The sequence below is a fragment of the Bradyrhizobium sp. CCGE-LA001 genome, from assembly GCF_000296215.2.
Lineage (GTDB): Bacteria > Pseudomonadota > Alphaproteobacteria > Rhizobiales > Xanthobacteraceae > Bradyrhizobium.
This window is the reverse complement of sequence record NZ_CP013949.1, coordinates 5657530-5675270: the sequence shown is the minus strand read 5'-3', so window position 1 is coordinate 5675270 and position 17741 is coordinate 5657530. Positions and strand designations below refer to the sequence as shown.

18 protein-coding genes and 3 pseudogenes are annotated in these 17741 nt (G+C 63.4%); 11 read left to right on the top strand and 10 right to left on the bottom strand.

Annotated elements, in window-relative coordinates:
* Position 1: 1 nt before the first annotated feature.
* Together BCCGELA001_RS26550 and BCCGELA001_RS39470 are read right to left on the bottom strand one after the other, a co-directional pair.
* A complete protein-coding gene (locus BCCGELA001_RS26550) occupies positions 2 to 724 on the bottom strand; it encodes a gamma-glutamyl-gamma-aminobutyrate hydrolase family protein (RefSeq protein WP_008562599.1) in 723 nt (240 codons plus the stop codon).
* Positions 725 to 871: 147 nt separating this feature from the next.
* Positions 872 to 949 (bottom strand): annotated as a pseudogene (locus tag BCCGELA001_RS39470) (hypothetical protein); the annotation flags it as partial.
* A gap of 134 nt (positions 950 to 1083) precedes the next feature.
* On the opposite strand from BCCGELA001_RS39470, the pseudogene BCCGELA001_RS26545 reads away from it, so the two are divergent.
* The 3 genes and pseudogenes from BCCGELA001_RS26545 to BCCGELA001_RS26535 form a co-directional block, all read left to right on the top strand.
* Positions 1084 to 1384: pseudogene (locus tag BCCGELA001_RS26545) on the top strand (MarC family protein); the annotation flags it as partial.
* Positions 1385 to 1551: 167 nt separating this feature from the next.
* Positions 1552 to 2205 carry an L-fuculose-phosphate aldolase gene (locus tag BCCGELA001_RS26540; protein ID WP_008562603.1) on the top strand — a complete coding sequence of 218 codons (654 nt, stop codon included), beginning with the start codon at positions 1552 to 1554 and terminating at the stop codon, positions 2203 to 2205.
* Positions 2206 to 2217: 12 nt separating this feature from the next.
* Complete coding sequence (locus BCCGELA001_RS26535) at positions 2218 to 4005, top strand: chloride channel protein (protein ID WP_082813684.1); 1788 nt, start codon at positions 2218 to 2220, stop codon at positions 4003 to 4005.
* A gap of 106 nt (positions 4006 to 4111) precedes the next feature.
* Here BCCGELA001_RS26535 and BCCGELA001_RS26530 read toward each other — a convergent pair whose 3' ends face one another.
* Complete coding sequence (locus tag BCCGELA001_RS26530; protein WP_008565736.1) at positions 4112 to 4363, bottom strand: DUF2798 domain-containing protein; 252 nt, start codon at positions 4361 to 4363, stop codon at positions 4112 to 4114.
* A 289-nt stretch (positions 4364 to 4652) separates the two neighbouring features.
* Here BCCGELA001_RS26530 and BCCGELA001_RS26525 point away from each other — a divergent pair, with 289 nt between their 5' ends.
* The 3 genes and pseudogenes from BCCGELA001_RS26525 to ftsH all read left to right on the top strand — a co-directional run bounded on the left by BCCGELA001_RS26525 (position 4653) and on the right by ftsH (position 8264).
* Positions 4653 to 5051 (top strand): hypothetical protein, encoded by a 399-nt coding sequence (locus BCCGELA001_RS26525; protein ID WP_060736672.1) that lies wholly within the window; start codon positions 4653 to 4655, stop codon positions 5049 to 5051.
* Between the two features lie 892 nt (positions 5052 to 5943).
* Positions 5944 to 6225, top strand: a complete 282-nt coding sequence (locus BCCGELA001_RS26520; protein WP_008556031.1) for a hypothetical protein — start codon at positions 5944 to 5946, stop codon at positions 6223 to 6225.
* 198 nt (positions 6226 to 6423) lie between these two features.
* Positions 6424 to 8264 (top strand): annotated as a pseudogene (gene ftsH, locus BCCGELA001_RS26515) (ATP-dependent zinc metalloprotease FtsH).
* 47 nt (positions 8265 to 8311) lie between these two features.
* On the opposite strand, the gene BCCGELA001_RS26510 reads toward ftsH, so the two are convergent.
* Positions 8312 to 8545 (bottom strand): hypothetical protein, encoded by a 234-nt coding sequence (locus tag BCCGELA001_RS26510; RefSeq protein ID WP_008556029.1) that lies wholly within the window; start codon positions 8543 to 8545, stop codon positions 8312 to 8314.
* A gap of 38 nt (positions 8546 to 8583) precedes the next feature.
* A complete protein-coding gene (locus BCCGELA001_RS36200) occupies positions 8584 to 9027 on the bottom strand; it encodes an NADH dehydrogenase ubiquinone Fe-S protein 4 (RefSeq protein WP_144441478.1) in 444 nt (147 codons plus the stop codon).
* 391 nt (positions 9028 to 9418) lie between these two features.
* Between BCCGELA001_RS36200 and rpoH the strand changes: the two genes are divergently transcribed.
* Positions 9419 to 10426 carry an RNA polymerase sigma factor RpoH gene (gene rpoH / locus BCCGELA001_RS26500; RefSeq protein ID WP_008556028.1) on the top strand — a complete coding sequence of 336 codons (1008 nt, stop codon included), beginning with the start codon at positions 9419 to 9421 and terminating at the stop codon, positions 10424 to 10426.
* Positions 10427 to 10714: 288 nt separating this feature from the next.
* Here the strand turns inward: rpoH and BCCGELA001_RS26495 are convergent, their stop codons facing one another.
* The 5 genes from BCCGELA001_RS26495 to BCCGELA001_RS26475 form a co-directional block, all read right to left on the bottom strand.
* On the bottom strand, positions 10715 to 11050 hold the full coding sequence (locus BCCGELA001_RS26495) for a hypothetical protein (protein WP_008556026.1): 336 nt from the start codon (positions 11048 to 11050) through the stop codon (positions 10715 to 10717).
* A gap of 79 nt (positions 11051 to 11129) precedes the next feature.
* Positions 11130 to 12749 (bottom strand): chaperonin GroEL, encoded by a 1620-nt coding sequence (gene groL, locus BCCGELA001_RS26490; protein ID WP_008556025.1) that lies wholly within the window; start codon positions 12747 to 12749, stop codon positions 11130 to 11132.
* Between the two features lie 33 nt (positions 12750 to 12782).
* On the bottom strand, positions 12783 to 13097 hold the full coding sequence (groES, locus tag BCCGELA001_RS26485; RefSeq protein ID WP_008556022.1) for a co-chaperone GroES: 315 nt from the start codon (positions 13095 to 13097) through the stop codon (positions 12783 to 12785).
* Positions 13098 to 13380: 283 nt separating this feature from the next.
* Positions 13381 to 13686: a helix-turn-helix transcriptional regulator gene (locus tag BCCGELA001_RS26480; RefSeq protein ID WP_008556020.1), complete on the bottom strand. Its 306-nt coding sequence runs from the start codon at positions 13684 to 13686 to the stop codon at positions 13381 to 13383.
* A 31-nt stretch (positions 13687 to 13717) separates the two neighbouring features.
* Positions 13718 to 14206, bottom strand: coding sequence for a hypothetical protein (locus BCCGELA001_RS26475; RefSeq protein ID WP_008556018.1), 489 nt, complete (start codon positions 14204 to 14206; stop codon positions 13718 to 13720).
* 74 nt (positions 14207 to 14280) lie between these two features.
* Between BCCGELA001_RS26475 and BCCGELA001_RS26470 the strand changes: the two genes are divergently transcribed.
* From BCCGELA001_RS26470 to BCCGELA001_RS26455, 4 genes are read left to right on the top strand one after another with little or no spacing between them, the layout of a single operon-like run.
* On the top strand, positions 14281 to 14496 hold the full coding sequence (locus BCCGELA001_RS26470) for a helix-turn-helix domain-containing protein (protein ID WP_008556016.1): 216 nt from the start codon (positions 14281 to 14283) through the stop codon (positions 14494 to 14496).
* A gap of 45 nt (positions 14497 to 14541) precedes the next feature.
* A complete protein-coding gene (locus tag BCCGELA001_RS26465; RefSeq protein WP_008556012.1) occupies positions 14542 to 15429 on the top strand; it encodes a DUF7146 domain-containing protein in 888 nt (295 codons plus the stop codon).
* On the top strand, positions 15426 to 17255 hold the full coding sequence (locus BCCGELA001_RS26460; protein ID WP_008556010.1) for a hypothetical protein: 1830 nt from the start codon (positions 15426 to 15428) through the stop codon (positions 17253 to 17255). The genes BCCGELA001_RS26465 and BCCGELA001_RS26460 overlap by 4 nt, the downstream gene beginning before the upstream one ends.
* Entirely contained in the window at positions 17252 to 17734 is a 483-nt protein-coding gene (locus BCCGELA001_RS26455; RefSeq protein ID WP_008556008.1) for a hypothetical protein, read from the top strand. Before BCCGELA001_RS26460 ends, BCCGELA001_RS26455 begins: the two co-directional genes overlap by 4 nt.
* Positions 17735 to 17741: the final 7 nt, after the last annotated feature.

Here is a 17741-nt window from a genome sequence, read left to right as displayed (position 1 = left end):
TTTAAGCTGCCCCTTGCGTCTTGGCTTGCTGGCGGACCGCGTCTCCGAATGAAGAGAGGATGCGGGCCGACGCATGGTCCGTGCTTGCCCAATAATCAGGATGAAACAGCGTGCCGAGCGCGAACGCGCCCGCGCCATCGACACTGACCGCCTCGATCGCGCCGTCCTCGGCGACGGCTTCCGCCACGAGACCCGGCGCCAGATCGCCGATCAGAAAGCTGTGCAGCGAATTCACGGTGATGGTGTCCGCGCCGCATATCCCGTGCAGGAGACCGCCCTTCCGCAGCGTGAGATTTTGCCGCAACCGATAGCGGGCGTCCTCATTATCGGCCTCAGGCGTGCCGTGGCGCCTGTCCTCGGGCAGATCATCCGGCTCTTTCACTAGCGTGCCGCCGAAGGCGACGTTCAGCTCCTGGATACCGCGGCAGATGAAGAGAGCGGGGATGCCCCGCGCCAGCGCGCGCGGGATCAGGCGCAGGGCGATCTCGTCGCGGAATTCATCGAACGGGCCGTCGCGCTTCTCGTCGACTGTTTGCCCGTAACGGGAGGGATGAACGTTGGTCTGACCGCCGCCGACGAAAAGGCCGTGGAGGCCATCGAGATAGGCATCGATATCGGCTTCCGGCGTCGCGGGCAGAATCCGCGGCACGGCGCCGGCGACGAGGCCGACGGCATTGACGCAGACGAGGGAGACAGAAGCGAGCTGCTCTCCGCGCGCGACCATGGAATCGGAGAGGATGCCGACCTGCGGTGCGCCGCTGCGGCCTTGCCACTGTCCACGCGAGCCGCTACGCCGCCATTGCTCGAGGCCGTACGCGACGGCATCGGCGGCGCTCCCGAATTGATGGATCGCAGCCTTGAGTTCTCGGACGTTTGTCCCTAATCGAAGCGCCCAGTGGCTGCAGGCAATCGGATCGTGCGGATCAATTCTGGAACGGGGTTCGTGCAATTGTCTTGGCCGCTTCTGTTCGGACGTTGATGCTCTTGCAAACGGCAATCAGCACGAATGGTTGCTCGGGTGGCGAGCGGCTTGATGTCTTTCCGAGCACGAGCGTTTAACTTTTGTTATGGCGCCTCGCGCCCTCCGACGTCGCGGTGTTTCCGCTCGCCATTCCGATGATGGCCGGCCCCCGGCGCGATCGCGACCACGCTGCTGCTGTCGGGGGATGCCGGCTATGGCGCGAAGCTTGCGATCATCATCGCGGTGGTGCTCTCGGTTTGCCTGCTCTGCATGCTGTGCTTCGTCTCAGCGGGCCTGATCGCGCGCACCCTGGGGCGCACCGGAAACGCCGTGCTCTCGCGCGTGCTCGGCATGCTGCTCGCCGCCTATTCGGTGCAGTTCGCCATCAAGGGGATTGCGGCCGTCCGGGCGAGCCTGCCGTAAGCTGCGACAATCTGGTAATTTGTTGATTTTACATTCCATTTCGAGAGGTGGCCGGTCCCTCGGCAAGATCGCGCGTGATCGGGTCGCTTTCGCTTGCACTGCCGCATGGCTTTGACGTACTTCCCCTCTGACAAACGTCCATCGCCAAGAAGCCGAGAAAAATCCAGATGTCGATGACAAAGGACGAGCTCGCCAAGAGACAGGCCGTCATCGACGCCTGCCGCCGCATGAACGCGCTCGGCATCAACCAGGGTACCTCGGGCAATATCAGCGTCCGACATGCGGACGGGCTTCTGGTCACCCCGACCAGCGTGCCCTATGACGCCATGACGCCCGACCAGATCGTGTTCATGGCGATGGACGGCTCCCATGCCCCCGATCGCAAGCCGTCGAGCGAGTGGCGTTTTCATCGCGACATCCTGAAATCGCGGCCCGACGTCAATGCCGTCGTCCACGCCCATCCGACCTATTGCACCATCCTGGCGATCATGGGCATGGAGATCCCGCCCGTGCACTACATGATCGCGGCCGCCGGTGGCGACACCATCCGCTGCGCGCCCTATGCCACGTTCGGCACGGTGGAGCTGTCCGAGCACGCGGTGCGGGCGCTGGAGGGCCGGCTTGCCTGCCTGCTCGACCACCACGGAATGATCGCGATCGGCAAGACGCTGGACAAGGCGATGTGGCTCGCCGTCGAGATCGAGACGCTGGCGCGGCAATATCACGGCTGCCTCCAGATCGGACAACCGCCGCTGCTCTCCAGCGAGGAGATCGAGCGGGTCCGCCAGCGCATGGCCGGCTACGGCCTGTCGGAAGGGTAGGACGGACAGAAGGTGTTCGTGCGGATCAGGCATCTCGTCGATCGCAAGGGAACGAACCGTATCATGGTTCGACTGCGCGCCCTGCTGCGCAGCAACGAGTTCTACTTGATCCCGCTCGCGCTCGTCATCGGCACGCTCGCGGGTGCAGTCGTGACGCTGATGGCCAAGCTTGCCCAGCTCGCGCATGTGGTGATCTACGGCATTCCCATCGATGTCCACCTGTCGGCTCACGAGAGCGTCAGTCCGTGGGCAGCGCTGATCGCGCCTGCGCTGGGGGGGCTCTCGCTCGGCATCATGGAATGGTCGCGGCGGCGCATGAAGATCTCGAACGCGGTCGATCCGATCGAGGCGAATGCGCTCCGCGGCGGCAATCTGTCGATGCGGGACAGTGTGGTGGTGTCGAGCCAGACCCTGATCTCCAACGGCTGCGGCGCCTCGGTCGGTCTCGAGGCCGGCTATACCCAGATCGGCTCGGGCATCGCTTCGCTGCTCGGCAAGTTCTTCAATCTTCGACGCAACGATCTGCGCCTGATGGTCGGCTGTGGCGCTGCCGCCGCGATCGCGGCGGCGTTCGGCGCGCCGATCACCGGGGCCTTCTATGCCTGCGAGCTCATCGTCGGCGTCTATGCGGTCGGCAGCGCCGCGCCGATCCTGGCGGCTTCGCTGGCGGGCGCCTTGACGGCGCAATGGCTCGGCGGCGCGCCTTATTCGCTGGAGATCCCGAAGGTCAGCGCCGTCGGCGTCGAGCAGTACCTGGCACTCATCGGCCTTGCGCTCATCACCAGCGGTGTCGGCATCGCCGTGATGCGCTCCTCGCCGATGTTCGAGCGCCTGTTCGTCTGGATGCCGGTCTGGCTGCGTCCGGTGATCGGCGGCCTCATCGTCGGCAGCTTCGCGATCATCACGCCGCAGGTCCTGGCAGCCGGCCACGGCGCGATGGTGCTCGACCTCTTCAATGACATGACGATCGGCCTGATCGCACTAATCATCGCGTTGAAGGTGACGGCCTGCCTGGTGTCGCTCGCCTCGGGCTTTCGCGGCGGCCTGTTCTTCGCCTCGCTGTTCGTCGGCAGCCTGATCGGGAAGTTCTTTGCGGCGGTACTGCTTCTGATCAGTCCGAACTTCGCGATCGATCCGCTGGTCGCGATGCTGACCGGCATGGCGACGCTCGGCGTCGCCGTCGTCGGCGGTCCGCTCACGATGTCGTTCCTCGTGCTGGAGATGACCCGCAACGTCGACGTCACCGCCGTGGTGCTGGCCGGCTGTATCGTCACCTCGATCTGCGTCCGCTTCATGTTCGGCCACTCTTTCTCGACCTGGCGCCTGCATCTGCGCGGCGAGACCATCCGCAGCGCCAACGACGTCGGCTGGCTGCGCAACCTCACCGTCGAGCGCTTGATGCGCTCCGACGTCGGCAAGGTGCCGTCGACCACGACGATCGCCGCCGCGCGCCGCGAATTCGCGCTGGGCTCGCGGCCGGGGATCGTCATCGTCAACAATGCCGACGAATATGTCGGCCTCGTCCTGCTGCCCGATTTGTTCTCCAACGACCTCGACACCATCGCCGACGACATCCAGGTGATCGAGCTGGCGCGCCTGATCGACATCGTGCTGATCCCGGAAATGAACGTGAAGTCGGCCATGGCGGTGTTCGACGAGGCCGAGGCCGAGATGCTGGCGGTGGTCGATTCCACCGACAGCCGCAAGGTGGTCGGCTTCCTCACCGAGAATTTCGCCCGGCGCCGCTATGTCGAGGAGATCGACAAGGCGACGCGCGGCGTGCTGGGGTCGCTGTCCTAGAGCATGATCCGGAAAATTGTGAAGCGGTTTTCCGAAGAGATCATGCTGAAACAACAACCCAAAGCGCGATGATGACCGTCCCATCTCATCGTGCTTTAGGCGTGTTCTATCGGCCGGGCGGGGCCGCGACGAGGCAGGCCACGATCCGGCGGACCAGCGGCAGCACCATCAGCAGCGTCGGAAAGGCGACGAGCCACGACAACGCCCAAGCGCCGGGCCAGGTCGCCAGGAACGCCGGCGTTGCCCCTAGGCTTCGGAGCGTGGAAATGACCGACACCACAGCCGTCATGAGGATGGACAGTACAAAGGGCATCACGATCGGCGCGTAGCGCGCCGGCAGTTTGCGAACCGCAATCATCTGATTTCTTCGAGGAAAGGACGCGTCGAGCACGGTGAACCCTGGAAATGGCATCGATCCCGACGGCGTCGGTTGATGCGTTGGTTCACGTGAAACGCTTACGGCGACCGAAAACGGCGCGGCTGTTCATTAACCGCTCAGGTTGGATGGTTCAAGCTGGATCTGGTTGTTCGGTTTACAATCGTTCGAAGCGTGGCAGAACGCCGCGATCAGGAAACCATTTCAGTGGTTTGCGCGTTACGCACTGTTTGCCTACATATGTTTTGAGCCAGAACAGAGGAAGATCGAGATGAGTGATGGACCGATGATTTCCGCGGCCGGACGCAACACGGTCTTGGCTGCGTTCGCAGGCCTGGCGCTGCTCGCAAGCGCGGTGTCCCCCTCATCCGCGGCATCTTCGGGTTCGAGCCCGGCGGTGTCCGCAAAGGCTGCTGCGGCCCAGGCCTCCGCCACCGTTACCGATTTCAGCGCTGCCCGTCGTCGCCACTACCATCGGCGCGGGCCCAATGCAGCAGGCCTCGCCTTCATGGGCGCTGCGGCGGGCATTATCGGCGGGGTGATCGCCGAGCAGCGGCGCCGCGACTATTACGAGAACCGCTACTACTATGGTGGCTATGGCCCGCGTCCTTACTACGGCGGCCCCGGCTATTACGGCGGCAGTCCTTATTATTACGATCCGGGCTACTGACACTGGCCGTATCAAACGGCCGGTTCATGCCGCGCGGATCGGTTTCCATCGGTCAGATGCGCTTGTGGTTTGCAACGGGGTGGCGCTTTGCGCCGCCCTTTTTGATTGCGTCTGAACCCCTGCAGTCCTGTGTCGCCCCTGTCAATTCCAACGCGCAAAAATATTCCACTTTACCGAAATTCGGATTCGTCGTATGTGGTTCGCATCCCGGCTCATCTAGAGGGGCGGTCATGTTGTCGCGTGATCGCAGAGCCGGGTTTGCGGTGGACGCAGCAGCGTCGGGCGCGAAAGCCAGGGGCAGGGCGGATTGCTCTCCGTGAGCCCTGAGGCATCGCGCGGACGAACGGCGCTACTAGGCTTTGTCTCGCCTGTAAGTTTCCGGCTCTGTCGACGGAGCCCGGGAATACTGCGGCGAAATGGCGGGCCGTGCGTACGGCAAAACCGTGTGGTCCTTTCCGCAAGCGCTTTCTGCGGTCGACAGAGGGCTCTTAACCGACGGAAAACTAAAGCATTTATCCGGCAGCCGCCGATGACTCAACGGCCTGCTCGAACTGCTGGGCCCCAATAGGCCCTGGTTTCACATAGGAGCCGTCAACGAAAGCCGTCACTGATGGGCCATCCATTAGTCAGCCAAGGGCCAGAGCGGAATTGGCGCAACTTCCTCGGCCACCTGCTCGCACGTGCCAGGAGGCATTCATCGCATAGGCGTGAGAAGCTCGCCTTCGATCGACACGGTCTATCTGCCCTCCAGTGCGCGAACGGCGTTCGAGACTTGAAGTCGTCGCCGCAAATCCTAATTTCAGACGCTGCCGGGCGGTGTCCGGCGAAACGAAACTCATACAGAGGATGGAAGAGCCCGCGTTCATTGCGGGCCGTATTCGAGGGAAGTCACATGAGAAAGCTTGCTTTTGCAATCGCCGCGGCAGCAACGCTCCTCATCGGAACGATTGCGCCGGCTTCGGCTCACTGGCGAGGCCATCATCATCACTGGGGCGGGCCCGGCATCGGCCCGGCTGTTGCCCTGGGTCTGTTCACCGGAGCGCTGGCCGCCGCTGCGGCGCCGCCGGTCTATTATGCGCCGGTCTATGGTCCACCCAGGTATTATTACGGACCCCGATATTATCGGAGCGTTCGCTATTATCCGCCGGTCGACCCCTACTGGTACGCCTGGTAATCGCTTAAGGCCCGGTCTTTGGCCGGGCCTTATCGCTGCCCTGCAAACGTGATCGACGCGTTACGGGCGCCAGGAACAGGGCCGGAGGGAAAGGTTTCCTTCGCTACAACGCAGGTCCGGACGCGTCCCGGGCCCAATCGCGTGCGCAACATGCGCCTCGACATGCCCCGGTGGCGCAACAACATCGGACCTGCTCGCATGAACAAGAATGTCCGCTTCAATCTCGGCTATGCCCTTGCCGCAATCTTCGCGGTCTTCCTCATCCAGCAATTGATCTCGACGGCCAGCCAAATCGCCGTGATCCCCTACAGCGAATATCAGCAATTGCTGCGTCAGGGGAAAGTCGAGTCCGTCGGCATTTCCGACCGGACGCTGCAGGGCACGCTGAAGGAGCCGCTGTCCGGCGGCCAGAAGCAATTCGTCACCACGCGCGTCGACCAGGACGTCGCGCAGGAGCTGGAGAAACACAACGTCCGGTTCACCGGGCAGATCGAGAGCACGTTTCTCCGCGACCTCCTGTCATGGGTCATGCCCGTGCTGCTGTTCTTCGGAATCTGGTGGTACATCGGCCGCCGCATGGCCGAAGGCGGCGGGATAGGCGGCGGGCTGATGGCGATCGGCAAGAGCAAGGCCAAGGTCTATGTCGAGTCCAATACCGGCGTCACCTTTGCCGACGTCGCCGGGGTCGACGAAGCCAAGGACGAGCTTCGCGAGGTGGTCGATTTCTGACGAACCCGACTGACTACGGCCGGCTCGGCGGCCGCATGCCGAAGGGCGTGCTGCTGGTGGGGCCGCCGGGCACGGGCAAGACCCTGCTGGCCAAGGCCGTCGCCGGCGAGGCCAGAGTGCCGTTCTTCTCGATCTCGGGTTCGGAGTTCGTCGAGATGTTCGTCGGCGTCGGCGCCGCGCGGGTGCGGGACCTGTTCAAGCAGGCCCATGAGAAGGCGCCTGCCATCATCTTCATCGACGAGCTCGACGCCCTCGGCCGCGCCCGCGGCATCGGCCCCTTCGCCGGCGGCCACGACGAGAAGGAGCAAACACTCAACCAGCTGCTCGTCGAGCTCGACGGCTTCGATTCGCGCTCCGGTCTCGTCATCCTCGCCGCTACCAACAGGCCGGAAATCCTCGACCCGGCCCTGCTCCGAGCCGGCCGCTTCGACCGGCAGGTGCTGGTCGATCGTCCCGACAAGCGGGGTCGTATCGAGATCCTCAAGGTCCACATGAAGAAGGTGCGTCTGGCCGAGCACGTGGAGGCCGAGACGGTCGCAGCACTGACGCCGGACTTCACCGGCGCGGACCTTGCCAATCTCGTCAACGAAGCCGCGCTGCTGGCAACGCGACGCGGGGCCGAGGCGGTGAGCATGAGCGACTTCAACAATGCGGTCGAGCGCATGATCGCCGGCCTCGAGAAGCGCAACCGCCTGCTCAACGCCAAGGAGCGTGAGATCGTCGCCTATCACGAGATGGGGCACGCTTTGGTCGCGCTCTCGCTGCCCGGCACCGACCCCGTACACAAGGTCTCGATCATCCCGCGCGGGGTGGGCGCACTCGGCTACACTATTCAGAGGCCGATCGAGGACCGGTTCCTGATGACGAAGGAAGAGCTCGAAAACAAGATGGCGGTTCTGCTCGGCGGCCGCGCGGCCGAGTTGATCGTGTTCGGGCATTTGTCCACGGGCGCGGCCGACGATCTGCGCCGGGTGACCGACATCGCGCGCAGCATGGTGACGCGTTACGGCATGTCCGAGAAACTCGGCAGCGTCGCCTATGAGCGCGACCCCGGCAACTTCCTGGCAGGCGCGGACCGCCCCTTTCCAGGCCGCGATCGCGACTATGCGGAGGAGACCGCAGCGGCGGTCGACCGCGAGGTGAAGACGATCGTCGACCAGGTCTTTCAGCGCACCCAGGGCATTTTGAACACACGGCGGCCGATCCTGGACCGCGCCGCCAAGAAGCTGCTGGAGAAGGAAACCCTGGAGCAGAGCGACATCGACGCGCTGATCCGGGAAATGCCCAAGGATGGGCTGCGCGCGATCTGAGCTTCGCGACCAGCGAAGGGCATTCCCCCCGGTCTGCAAGAGAGGCTTTACACGTCCCGCTTCCGCCGGAACTCGGCTGGAAGCTCGATCATCTTTCGTTTTGTTGACGAACCGTTGGAGATCACCGGCAAAGCCGGGCCTTCCCTCTTGGGCGCTTCCAATCCCATGCCGGAATTGGACTGCCTGGCGTGCCATTCGATCAAGAGATGACCGGCCACCAACATCACGCCGGCACAAAACAGCGCGAGAGCTGCGCTGACGAGATCACGGTAATTGACCATCCCACGAACCGAGCATGCGTGTTCGCCGCGTCCTCTTACTAGGCAGCCAATTTGCGATCGCGCTCCGCTGCGGGAGCAGCCGACCTGGCGGCACCGATCTGTCGGTCATCGGGGCTCGGACACTCTGGTGCGTGGATCTCTGAAGCAACATGCAGCTCATGAACCGGCGGCCCGAGCACGGTATAGTCGAGCCCCTGGCATCGCGCATAACCAACCGCAGCGTCTGCGGATGGAAAGGACAGTTCCACCTGGGCAAGGGGATCGTCGTCCTCGGTCCAACCCATCAAAGGTTCGATCCGCAGCGCCGAGCGGCGTTCGAATAGGAGCTTCCACGGCCTTCTCCGCCGCACGGCTGAGGTCATGACGGAAGTCGCCGCTTCGAAGATGAGTGCGTGCGCGTCGGCCGGGAAAGGCAATCTCGTCGGCGGAGTCACGATCTCTCGCGCTGCAGCGGTTGACTGATGTTGATGGCCAACATTCATGGACCTCTCCACATACCAGACGCCCAGCTCCAATCCGCACAAGCTTCTTCCAAGCCATCCGGTGCATAACTGAGACCAGTGCACGCAGACCACCGCGCGCACGCAGCAAGGTAGGATGACTGCCTTGCGTTTCAAGAGACCAGCTGCCGCAGAGAAGAGACAACGAATCTCGCCGGCCAAGCGCCCGGTGTTTACCATCGACGAGCATCATTGGCGCTGGAACATTCCTTCCATTTTCAAATTCTAGAGGCATCACCGGCCTGAGGTATCCGAGCGCCTGATTGGGCTCAGCGAATCAGGGGGATCGGTGGTTCTGACCATCTTGCTCTTTGGAGAATTTGGACATGAGAAAGACCTGCGCTCAAATTGCTGTCTCGGTGAGGAGCGACCGATGCTGACTATCTCGTCGCTGCCTGCGATCCATTCCGAACGCGGGTTGTCCCGGTATCTGAATGAGATCCATCGATTTCCGCTGCTCGAGGCACCGGAAGAAATCGAATATGCGCGCCGCCTGCGTGACTGCGGCGATCCGGAGGCGGCTTACCGGCTGGTGACCAGCCACCTGCGGCTGGCGGCGAAAATCGCGCTTCAACATCGCCGCTATGGCCTCGCCGTCGCCGACCTCATCTCCGAGGCCAATGTCGGGCTGATGCTCGCTGTCAAGCGGTTCGATCCGGAGAAGGGCTTCCGGCTCGCGACTTATGCTTCGTGGTGGATCAAGGCCGCAGTGCAGGAGTACATCCTCCGGTCATGGTCACTGGTCAAGCTCGGCACCACGGCAGCGCAGAAGAAGCTGTTCTTCAACCTGCGAAAACTGAAGAGCAGGCTGGCCGTTGCGGAGGATGGCAATTTGCGTGCCGATCAGCTCAAGCAGATCGCCGGCAGCCTCAACATCAGGGAAGTCGACGTGGTTGAGATGGACGGCCGGCTGCGCGGCGATATCTCCCTCAACGTCTCGCTCAGCGCCGACACCGAGGGAGACGAGTGGCAGGATCGCCTGGTGGACCCCTCTCCCGATCCTGAAAGCCTGCTGCTGCAGGCGAGCGACCGCGAACGGGAGAGGACCGCTCTCGCCGAAGCCCTTGCCGCACTGACTGCACGCGAGCAGAGCATTATCAGGGCACGATATCTGGACGAACCGCAAAAAACTCTGGAGGAGCTTGCCGGCCAGTTCGGCATCTCGCGCGAGCGAATCCGGCAGATCGAGCAGCGCGCGCTGCAACGGATCAAAACAAAGGTCTGCGTCCTTCTGACAGAGCTCGAACCAATGAGGGCAAAAACTGCTGATTGGCCAGAAGGCCGATCAGCACCCGGCGCAGATGTCAGGGACAATACTCTCGGCCGAAAAGCCGGCGCTCCGGCGCCCATTGCGGCGCGGTCTCTCAATATCGCTGCGTGAGACCGCAGCGGAGCTGGTCGCAAGCTGCCGGGTGGGCACGGCCGAACTCCGTACCTCTCCGCGCGGAAGCTCCGTCTCCTTGGCTTGGAGGACGTTCACCATTCCCCACAAAGCAACTCCAACAATGACGCCTCTCATCTCCCATCCTCCTCCCTTCACTCGAGCGTGAGAGCTACTGCATGAGCAACGAGCGGCGCTGCGTCGCTTCGTTGCTCGCCCCTAGGCACGACTGCTCTCGGCAGCGCACGTCGATCGACAGCGGAGCGGCCCGGCGACCGCTCCGACGCCTCAGCTCATGGCGGGTTGTGGGCGGGCCTGATCGTGCGGAGTCGCGTCGAGACGAATACCCGATGGCCCAAGAACCGGTGAGAGCAGCGTATCCACCTTGATGGTGGCGTTGGTCCGCTCCCAGTTCGCCCACGGCATCGTGTCGAGGTATGGGATAGGCGGCAGCGTCAACCGTTCGAAAGTGTCCGCTGTGCTCCGGTCAGAGCTGGGGCTCTCGGCACCATAGGCTGCAAAGGGCACCAGCGAAAGGCCGGCACCGACGGCCATGGCCGCCATGTGCCGCAGCATGTTGCGGGTGTTCTCCGCGCAAGCGGAGAAAGCATGATTCTTGGTCATCTCATCCTCCTTTCGTTCGAAAACAGATCCGATTGAGCGTTTGGAAAAGAGCCCGGCCGTTCGGCCGGGTTCGCTCGTCTCAGAAGTCCATGGCGGGAGCGCTTGCTGCTTCCCCCTTCTTCGGCTTGTCGGCGACCAGCGCTTCAGTCGTGATGAGCAGCGAAGCCACGGAGGCCGCGTCCTGCAAGGCGGTGCGCACCACCTTGGCAGGATCGATCACGCCGGCCTGCACCATGTCCTGGTACTCGCCGGTCGCGGCATTGAAGCCCCACGTGTAGGTTTCGTTTTCAAGCAGCTTGCCGACGACGACGGAACCGTCCTCGCCCGCATTCTGCACGATCTGGCGGGCGGGCACCTGGATGGCGCGGCGCACGATGTCGACGCCGGCCTTCTGGTCGGCATTGGCGGTCTTGACCCCATCCAGCGCCTTGAAGGCGCGCAGCAGCGCGACGCCGCCGCCAGGCAGGATGCCTTCCTCGACGGCAGCCCGCGTCGCATGCAGGGCGTCGTCCACGCGGTCCTTGCGTTCTTTCACCTCGACCTCGGTCGCGCCGCCGACACGGATCACCGCGACGCCGCCCGCGAGCTTGGCCAGGCGCTCCTGAAGCTTCCCGCGGTCGTAGTCCGAGGTGGTTTCCTCGATCTGAGCCCTGATCTGCTGGCTCCTCGCCTCGATGTCCTTCTTGGCACCGGCCCCGTCGACGATGGTGGTATTTTCTTTGTCGATCACGACCTTCTTGGCGCGGCCCAGCATCTTCACGGAGACCTTCTCGAGCTTGATGCCGAGATCTTCGGAGATGACGGTGCCGCCGGTGAGGATGGCGATGTCCTCCAGCATCGCCTTGCGGCGATCGCCGAAGCCGGGCGCCTTGACTGCGGCCACCTTCAAGCCGCCGCGCAGGCGATTGACCACCAGTGTCGCCAGCGCCTCGCCCTCGACCTCCTCCGCGATGATCAGGAGCGGCTTGCCGGATTGCACGACCTGTTCGAGCAGCGGCAACATCGTCTGTAGGCCGGACAGCTTCTTCTCGTGGATCAGCACATAGGGATCATCGAGCTCCACCCGCATCTTCTCAGCATTGGTGACGAAATAGGGCGAGACATAGCCGCGGTCGAACTGCATGCCCTCCACAACCTCGAGCTCGGTGTTCAGGCTCTTGGCTTCCTCGACCGTGATCACGCCCTCGTTGCCGACCTTCTGCATGGCCTCCGCCAGGAAGCGGCCGATCTCGGTATCGCCGTTGGCGGAGATGGTGCCGACCTGGGCGATCTCGTCGTTCGAGGTGACCTTCTTGGCGTGGGACTTGAGATCGGACACGATAGCTTCCACGGCGAGATCGATGCCGCGCTTGAGATCCATCGGGTTCATGCCGGCCGCGACGGCCTTGGCACCTTCCTTGACGATGGCCTGCGCCAATACGGTTGCCGTGGTGGTGCCGTCTCCGGCGAGATCATTGGTCTTCGACGCAACCTCGCGCACCATCTGGGCGCCCATGTTCTCGAACTTGTCCTCCAGTTCGATCTCCTTGGCGACGGTGACGCCATCCTTGGTGATGCGCGGCGCGCCGAACGATTTCTCAATGACGACGTTGCGTCCCTTTGGACCGAGCGTGACCTTCACCGCATTCGCCAGTGTGTCGACGCCCCGCAGCATGCGCTCGCGGGCCTCGGTCGCGAACTTCACGTCCTTGGCAGCCATGGTGCAAACTCCTTTCTGTTCGATGACTGTCAGTTACGCCGCCTTCTTCAGCGTGCCGGCCTGTTCGGCCACGCCGAGAAGATCGCTTTCCTTCATGATCAAGAGCTCCTCGCCGTCGATCTTGACCTCGGTGCCCGACCATTTCCCGAACAGCACGCGGTCGCCGACCTTGACGTCAAGTGGCATGAGCTGACCGTGCTCGTTACGCCCACCCGGCCCGACGGCGATGATCTCGCCCTGCTGCGGCTTCTCCCTGGCGGTATCCGGAATGATGATGCCGCCGGCGGTCTTCTCCTCGGCATCGATGCGGCACACGAGCACACGGTCGTGCAACGGGCGGAAATGCATGCACATCCTCCTTGAGTAGGTTCAGCGATGTCCAAAATCCGGGTCCGGAACCGGCCCCCGGGCGGAAAACGACCTAGGGGCGGGTGATTTTCTGTTCAAGGGGGCTGAGCGAAAAATTTTTGGGTCGACTCGGCTGCTGTTTGCCGCCAGCCGCGCGGCGCTTACTCGGGGAGAGCCCTGCACGCTAGGCTGCCGGGTATTGGCCGGGGAGATTAAGGTCTTGAGATCAATCATCTCCCGGCTGGAATTTCGCATTTGGGGCAACCGGAACGTCGCCGGCGCCTCAGTGTGCGTCCGGTTTGCGCCCCATAGCAGCACTTGCCCGCCGTCCCTTGCCCCGGGACCGGTGCGGATCAAACTCATCGACCACATTCTGCCAAGCGACGATCTGGTCCTCGTACCAGACGCGGCGGTTCGGGCTGATGTAGGTGGACTTCGGAAACCGGCCTGCCTTCTCCATGCGGTACAGCGTGGTGCGGCTCACGGGGATGATGTCCAGCACCTGCTGCTCGTTGAGCATGCGGCGGGCAGCGGACTTGAGCGCTTGGTCGGGGATCATCTCGGTAGGTGCGGGCTTTGCTCTGGTCATTACGAACTTCCCTCAAGGCCCGGTGTGCCACTCAGTCTTCGTTCTTCTCCCCGTTTTGCATCAATTCGCGAAAACGGCGGATATCGAACTTGTCAGATCGCAAACCGAGCGGTCTGACCCTGCGACGGTAGTTTCGGGCTATAGCGCGCCCAATGACCTCAGGAGGATCTTCGGGCCCGGCCTGCTGCTCTCGCGTTCCCAAGGTGATCAATGGCTTCGCGGACAGGTCGGAGCCGTCGATGGGATAGCTCATCACCTGGTCGGCGATGGCGGCCATGAACGCAGCCCGCACCCGTTCATCGCCCCACCACGTCGTGCCGAAATCGCGCATCGCCTCGTGCGCCAAGAACAGGATCGCGTAGATCAGATCGAGCGTGTGACCATCGCCCTGGATGTCGAATGACATCTCCAGACGCTGGCGGATTTCCTCGGCAATCGACCGCTGGTTGAGCCCAGCGGAGCTATCAAGCTTCGCGCGGAGATCGTCGCCGAGGGTGATTTTGAACTGCTGCTGCTTCAACGAGGTAGCCCTTGATATGAATACATGTAGCCCTACAATAGTTGACATAAAGGGTCAACTGGACCAGATTAAACATGACGAATTCTGAAAGCACGACGAGCCACCGCGTGCTCGATCAGCGTTGGGACGGTCGCTCCACGTTCACTGTCGAAGAGGCGGGATGCGAAATTCTGGGCCTCTCGAAATGCAGTGCCTACGCCGCCGCGAACTCCGGCGAGTTGCCTGCCATCCGGGTGGGGCGCCGTTGGATCGTTCCGCGGCACGCGCTGGAACGTATGCTGAGCGGCTGACGAGGGGGCGAGTGGAAGTGATCGGGCGCTAACGGGAGAGCGCATTTGATTTCTATCGAGCAGATCGCTTCGGCCTGCGGCGATGCCAAACGAACGGCACGCGGCTTCATGTGTCGCTGCCCGGCCCACGAGGAGCGGGTCGGCAGCCTTTCACTCGGTTACAGCCAGGACGGCATCGTCCTTGTGCATTGCTTCGGCGGTTGCGATCAGAAGACAGTCATCGATGCTCTGAAGGGCCTCGGCGTATGGCCGGGCTCGCGCGTCGTTGCAGCGCGTAAGTCCGATGTCACGCCGGTGTCGAAAGTTGGCGGTTTGTGCAGCTCATCGTGGGCGGCAGGCATTTGGAACGCCTCGACCTGCGCGAAAGGCTCGCTGGTCGAAATCTATCTGCGACGGCGTGGCATCACGCGGTCGATCCCCTCTGCCATTCGCTTTCACCACGGACTGCGGCACCCGGAGGGGGCGCGCTGGCCCGCCATGGTCGCGTTGGTGTCCAGTGCAATTGGCGACGCGCCGAGTGCGATCCATCGCACGTTTCTCTCGCGCGATGGCACCTCCAAGGCGCCCGTCGACACCGCCAAGATGATGTTGGGTCCCTGCCGCGGGGGGATTGTTCGCCTTGGCGGTCAGGGCGACGTTCTGCTCGTCGGAGAAGGGATCGAAACTTGCCTGTCGGCGATGCAGGCAACGGGACATCGCACCTGGGCGGCGCTCTCGACTTCGGGCATGCGGATGCTCGCCCTCCCTGCAGATGAGCGGGATATTGTCATTCTGGCCGACGCAGATCGGGCCGGGGAGGCGGCAGCCAACGCCGCCGCGTCGCGCTGGGTCAAGGAGGGGCGTCGGGTTCGCATCGCGCGCCCGCCGCCGGGGAAGGATTTCAATGACCTGTTGGCTGATCGTGCGCTCAGCGTGACGGAGCCCCTGACGTGACCGCAGACGAAATCGTCGAGCTTATTGAGCATGCTGAAGAGATTTGCGGCCCTGCGTCGCGCGTGCTGACCACGAAGCCTCGGCTTTTGGTTGAGAATTGCAATCCTGATTTGACGGTCGCCGCGCTGCGGGACGCTCTCGCCGCAGCCGGCGGACTGTTCGAACGCGCCGTCCCTGTTTGCCTCGCGTTCGACCAGATTCAGGGTGGTGCGGTCGCGCAAATCATGACGCCGGATGCCCTCGTTCTCAAAGCTCATACGATCTCTCGTCCGTACGTCAGGAAGGAGCGGCGTGACGGCACGATTGTGGAGGTTGATGCTCGCTTGCCGCGGTCAGTGGCCACCATGTACCTCGATTGGCGGGGTGAATGGCGGCTGCCCCCGCTGAACGGCATCACTTCGGCGCCGCAGCTGCGGGAAGACGGGGCAATCAACAGCAACGAGGGCTATGACGTTGCTACGGGAATGTGGTGTGAGAACGTCCCCGATGTCGGCGTCTTGGTACCCGCCAAGCCGAGCCGCGACGAGGCAGCGGCGGCCATGCGGCGGATCCGCGAGACGTTCAGGACCTTTTGCTTTGCTGATGCCGAGATGATCGGGCCGGCTACCGGCGGCGTTGCGACGGTCGACACGTCCAAGCCGCCGGGACGCGACGAGTCGTCTTTCTTGGCGGCACTGCTCACCGCCGTGTGCCGGCCGAGCCTGCATCTTGCTCCGGGCGTGCTGTTGAGGGCTGCCCCCGTGTCGGGGGCCGGCGTTGGCAAGGGTCTGCTGGCCCGCTGCATCTGCCTTATCGCCTTTGGGCGGGAGCCGCACGCCGTGACGGCCGGTGCAAACGCCGACGAGCTTGAGAAGCGGATCTCCGCCGAGTTGATGGGGGGTAACCCCGCCCTGTTTCTCGATAACCTCAACAATATCGCCTTCAAATCCGATCTGCTCGCGACCGCCATTACGGAGCGGCCGGCGCGGGTGCGGCTGCTTGGTCAGTCGCAGATGGTGCCGCTGAACGCATCCGCGTTCGTGGTTCTGACTGGCAACGGGTTGACCGTTTCCGAGGACTTGGCCCGTCGGTTCGTGACGGTGGAGTTCGACGCGGGCAGCGAGGATCCTGAGCTGCGCCCGTTCTCGACAGACATCCGGCTCGAGGTGATGCAGCGGCGCACCGAACTGCTGGCCGCGGCACTCACGATCTGGCGGTGGGGGAGGACGGCCGACGGCATCGTACCCGGCCTGCCGACTGGTAGTTTTGCCCAGTGGGGCCGGTGGGTTCGCGACCCGTTGCTCGCTTTGGGCTGCCAGGATCCTGTCGCACGGATTGGCGAAGCAAAGCTGCGCGATGGCCGCCGTCAGGCCGTCGCGGACCTGTTCGCGATCTGGTGGGATAAGCACCAGCATCATCCCGTGGCTGTGCGTCAGCTGAATGATGAGGTTCGGCAGGCCTTGGACCCGCAGGGGCGCGGTCGCCAGTACCTCGCATCGCAAGTCGAGAAATTATCAGGGACGCGCATGGCCGGTTTTGTCCTCACCCGGCAGGCGGCCGTCGGCAAATGGGGCTCAGCTACGTACATGCTCACGAAAACGGACGGCGGCGAAAATCATAGGGACCATAGGGGTCATAGGGAGGGCAAGCTGCCGCCCGCGCCCGACATCGGCGCTGATAACCCCTATGCCCCCTATGGTCCCCATGGTTTTGGGGTCACGACGACTTTGTTGAATTCCAAGGAGGCAGTCGCGGAGCGCGAACAGCCGGTCCTGGATGCCGTCGCGGATGGCTCGCCCCGGTCGGAGCCAGCGACATCTCCGCAGGGTTGGAGTGCGCGGCTATGAGCGCGGCAGAAGCTCTCAAGGCGGCCGGCGCCGCCGGTATTCGTCTCGTGCTCGACGGGGAAGATCTCGTGTTGACCGCAGCCGAGGCGCCCCCGGACGAGGTGCTCAGCGGACTCTCCCGGCACAAGCCTGAAATTGTCGCACTCTTGCGGCCCACTCGTAACAGCTGGTGCGAGGTGGATTGGCGGGCCTTCTTCGACGAGCGGGCAGGTATCATCGAATTTGACGGTGGAATGAAGCGCGCGGACGCCGAGGCGCGCGCTTTTGAATGCTGCATCGTCGAATGGCTGGATCGCAATCAGGTCCGCTCAGCGCCTGACTGTTGCGTCCATTGCGGTCAGGTTGATGAGCTGGTGCCGTTTGGCACCGAAGAGTCTGGTCATGCCTGGCTGCATTCGCGTTGCTGGGAGGAGTGGCATGCGAACCGCAAGGCCACGGCAGCCGCTGTCCTGTCGTTCATGCTGATCGGGTGCCCATAGACCCCGG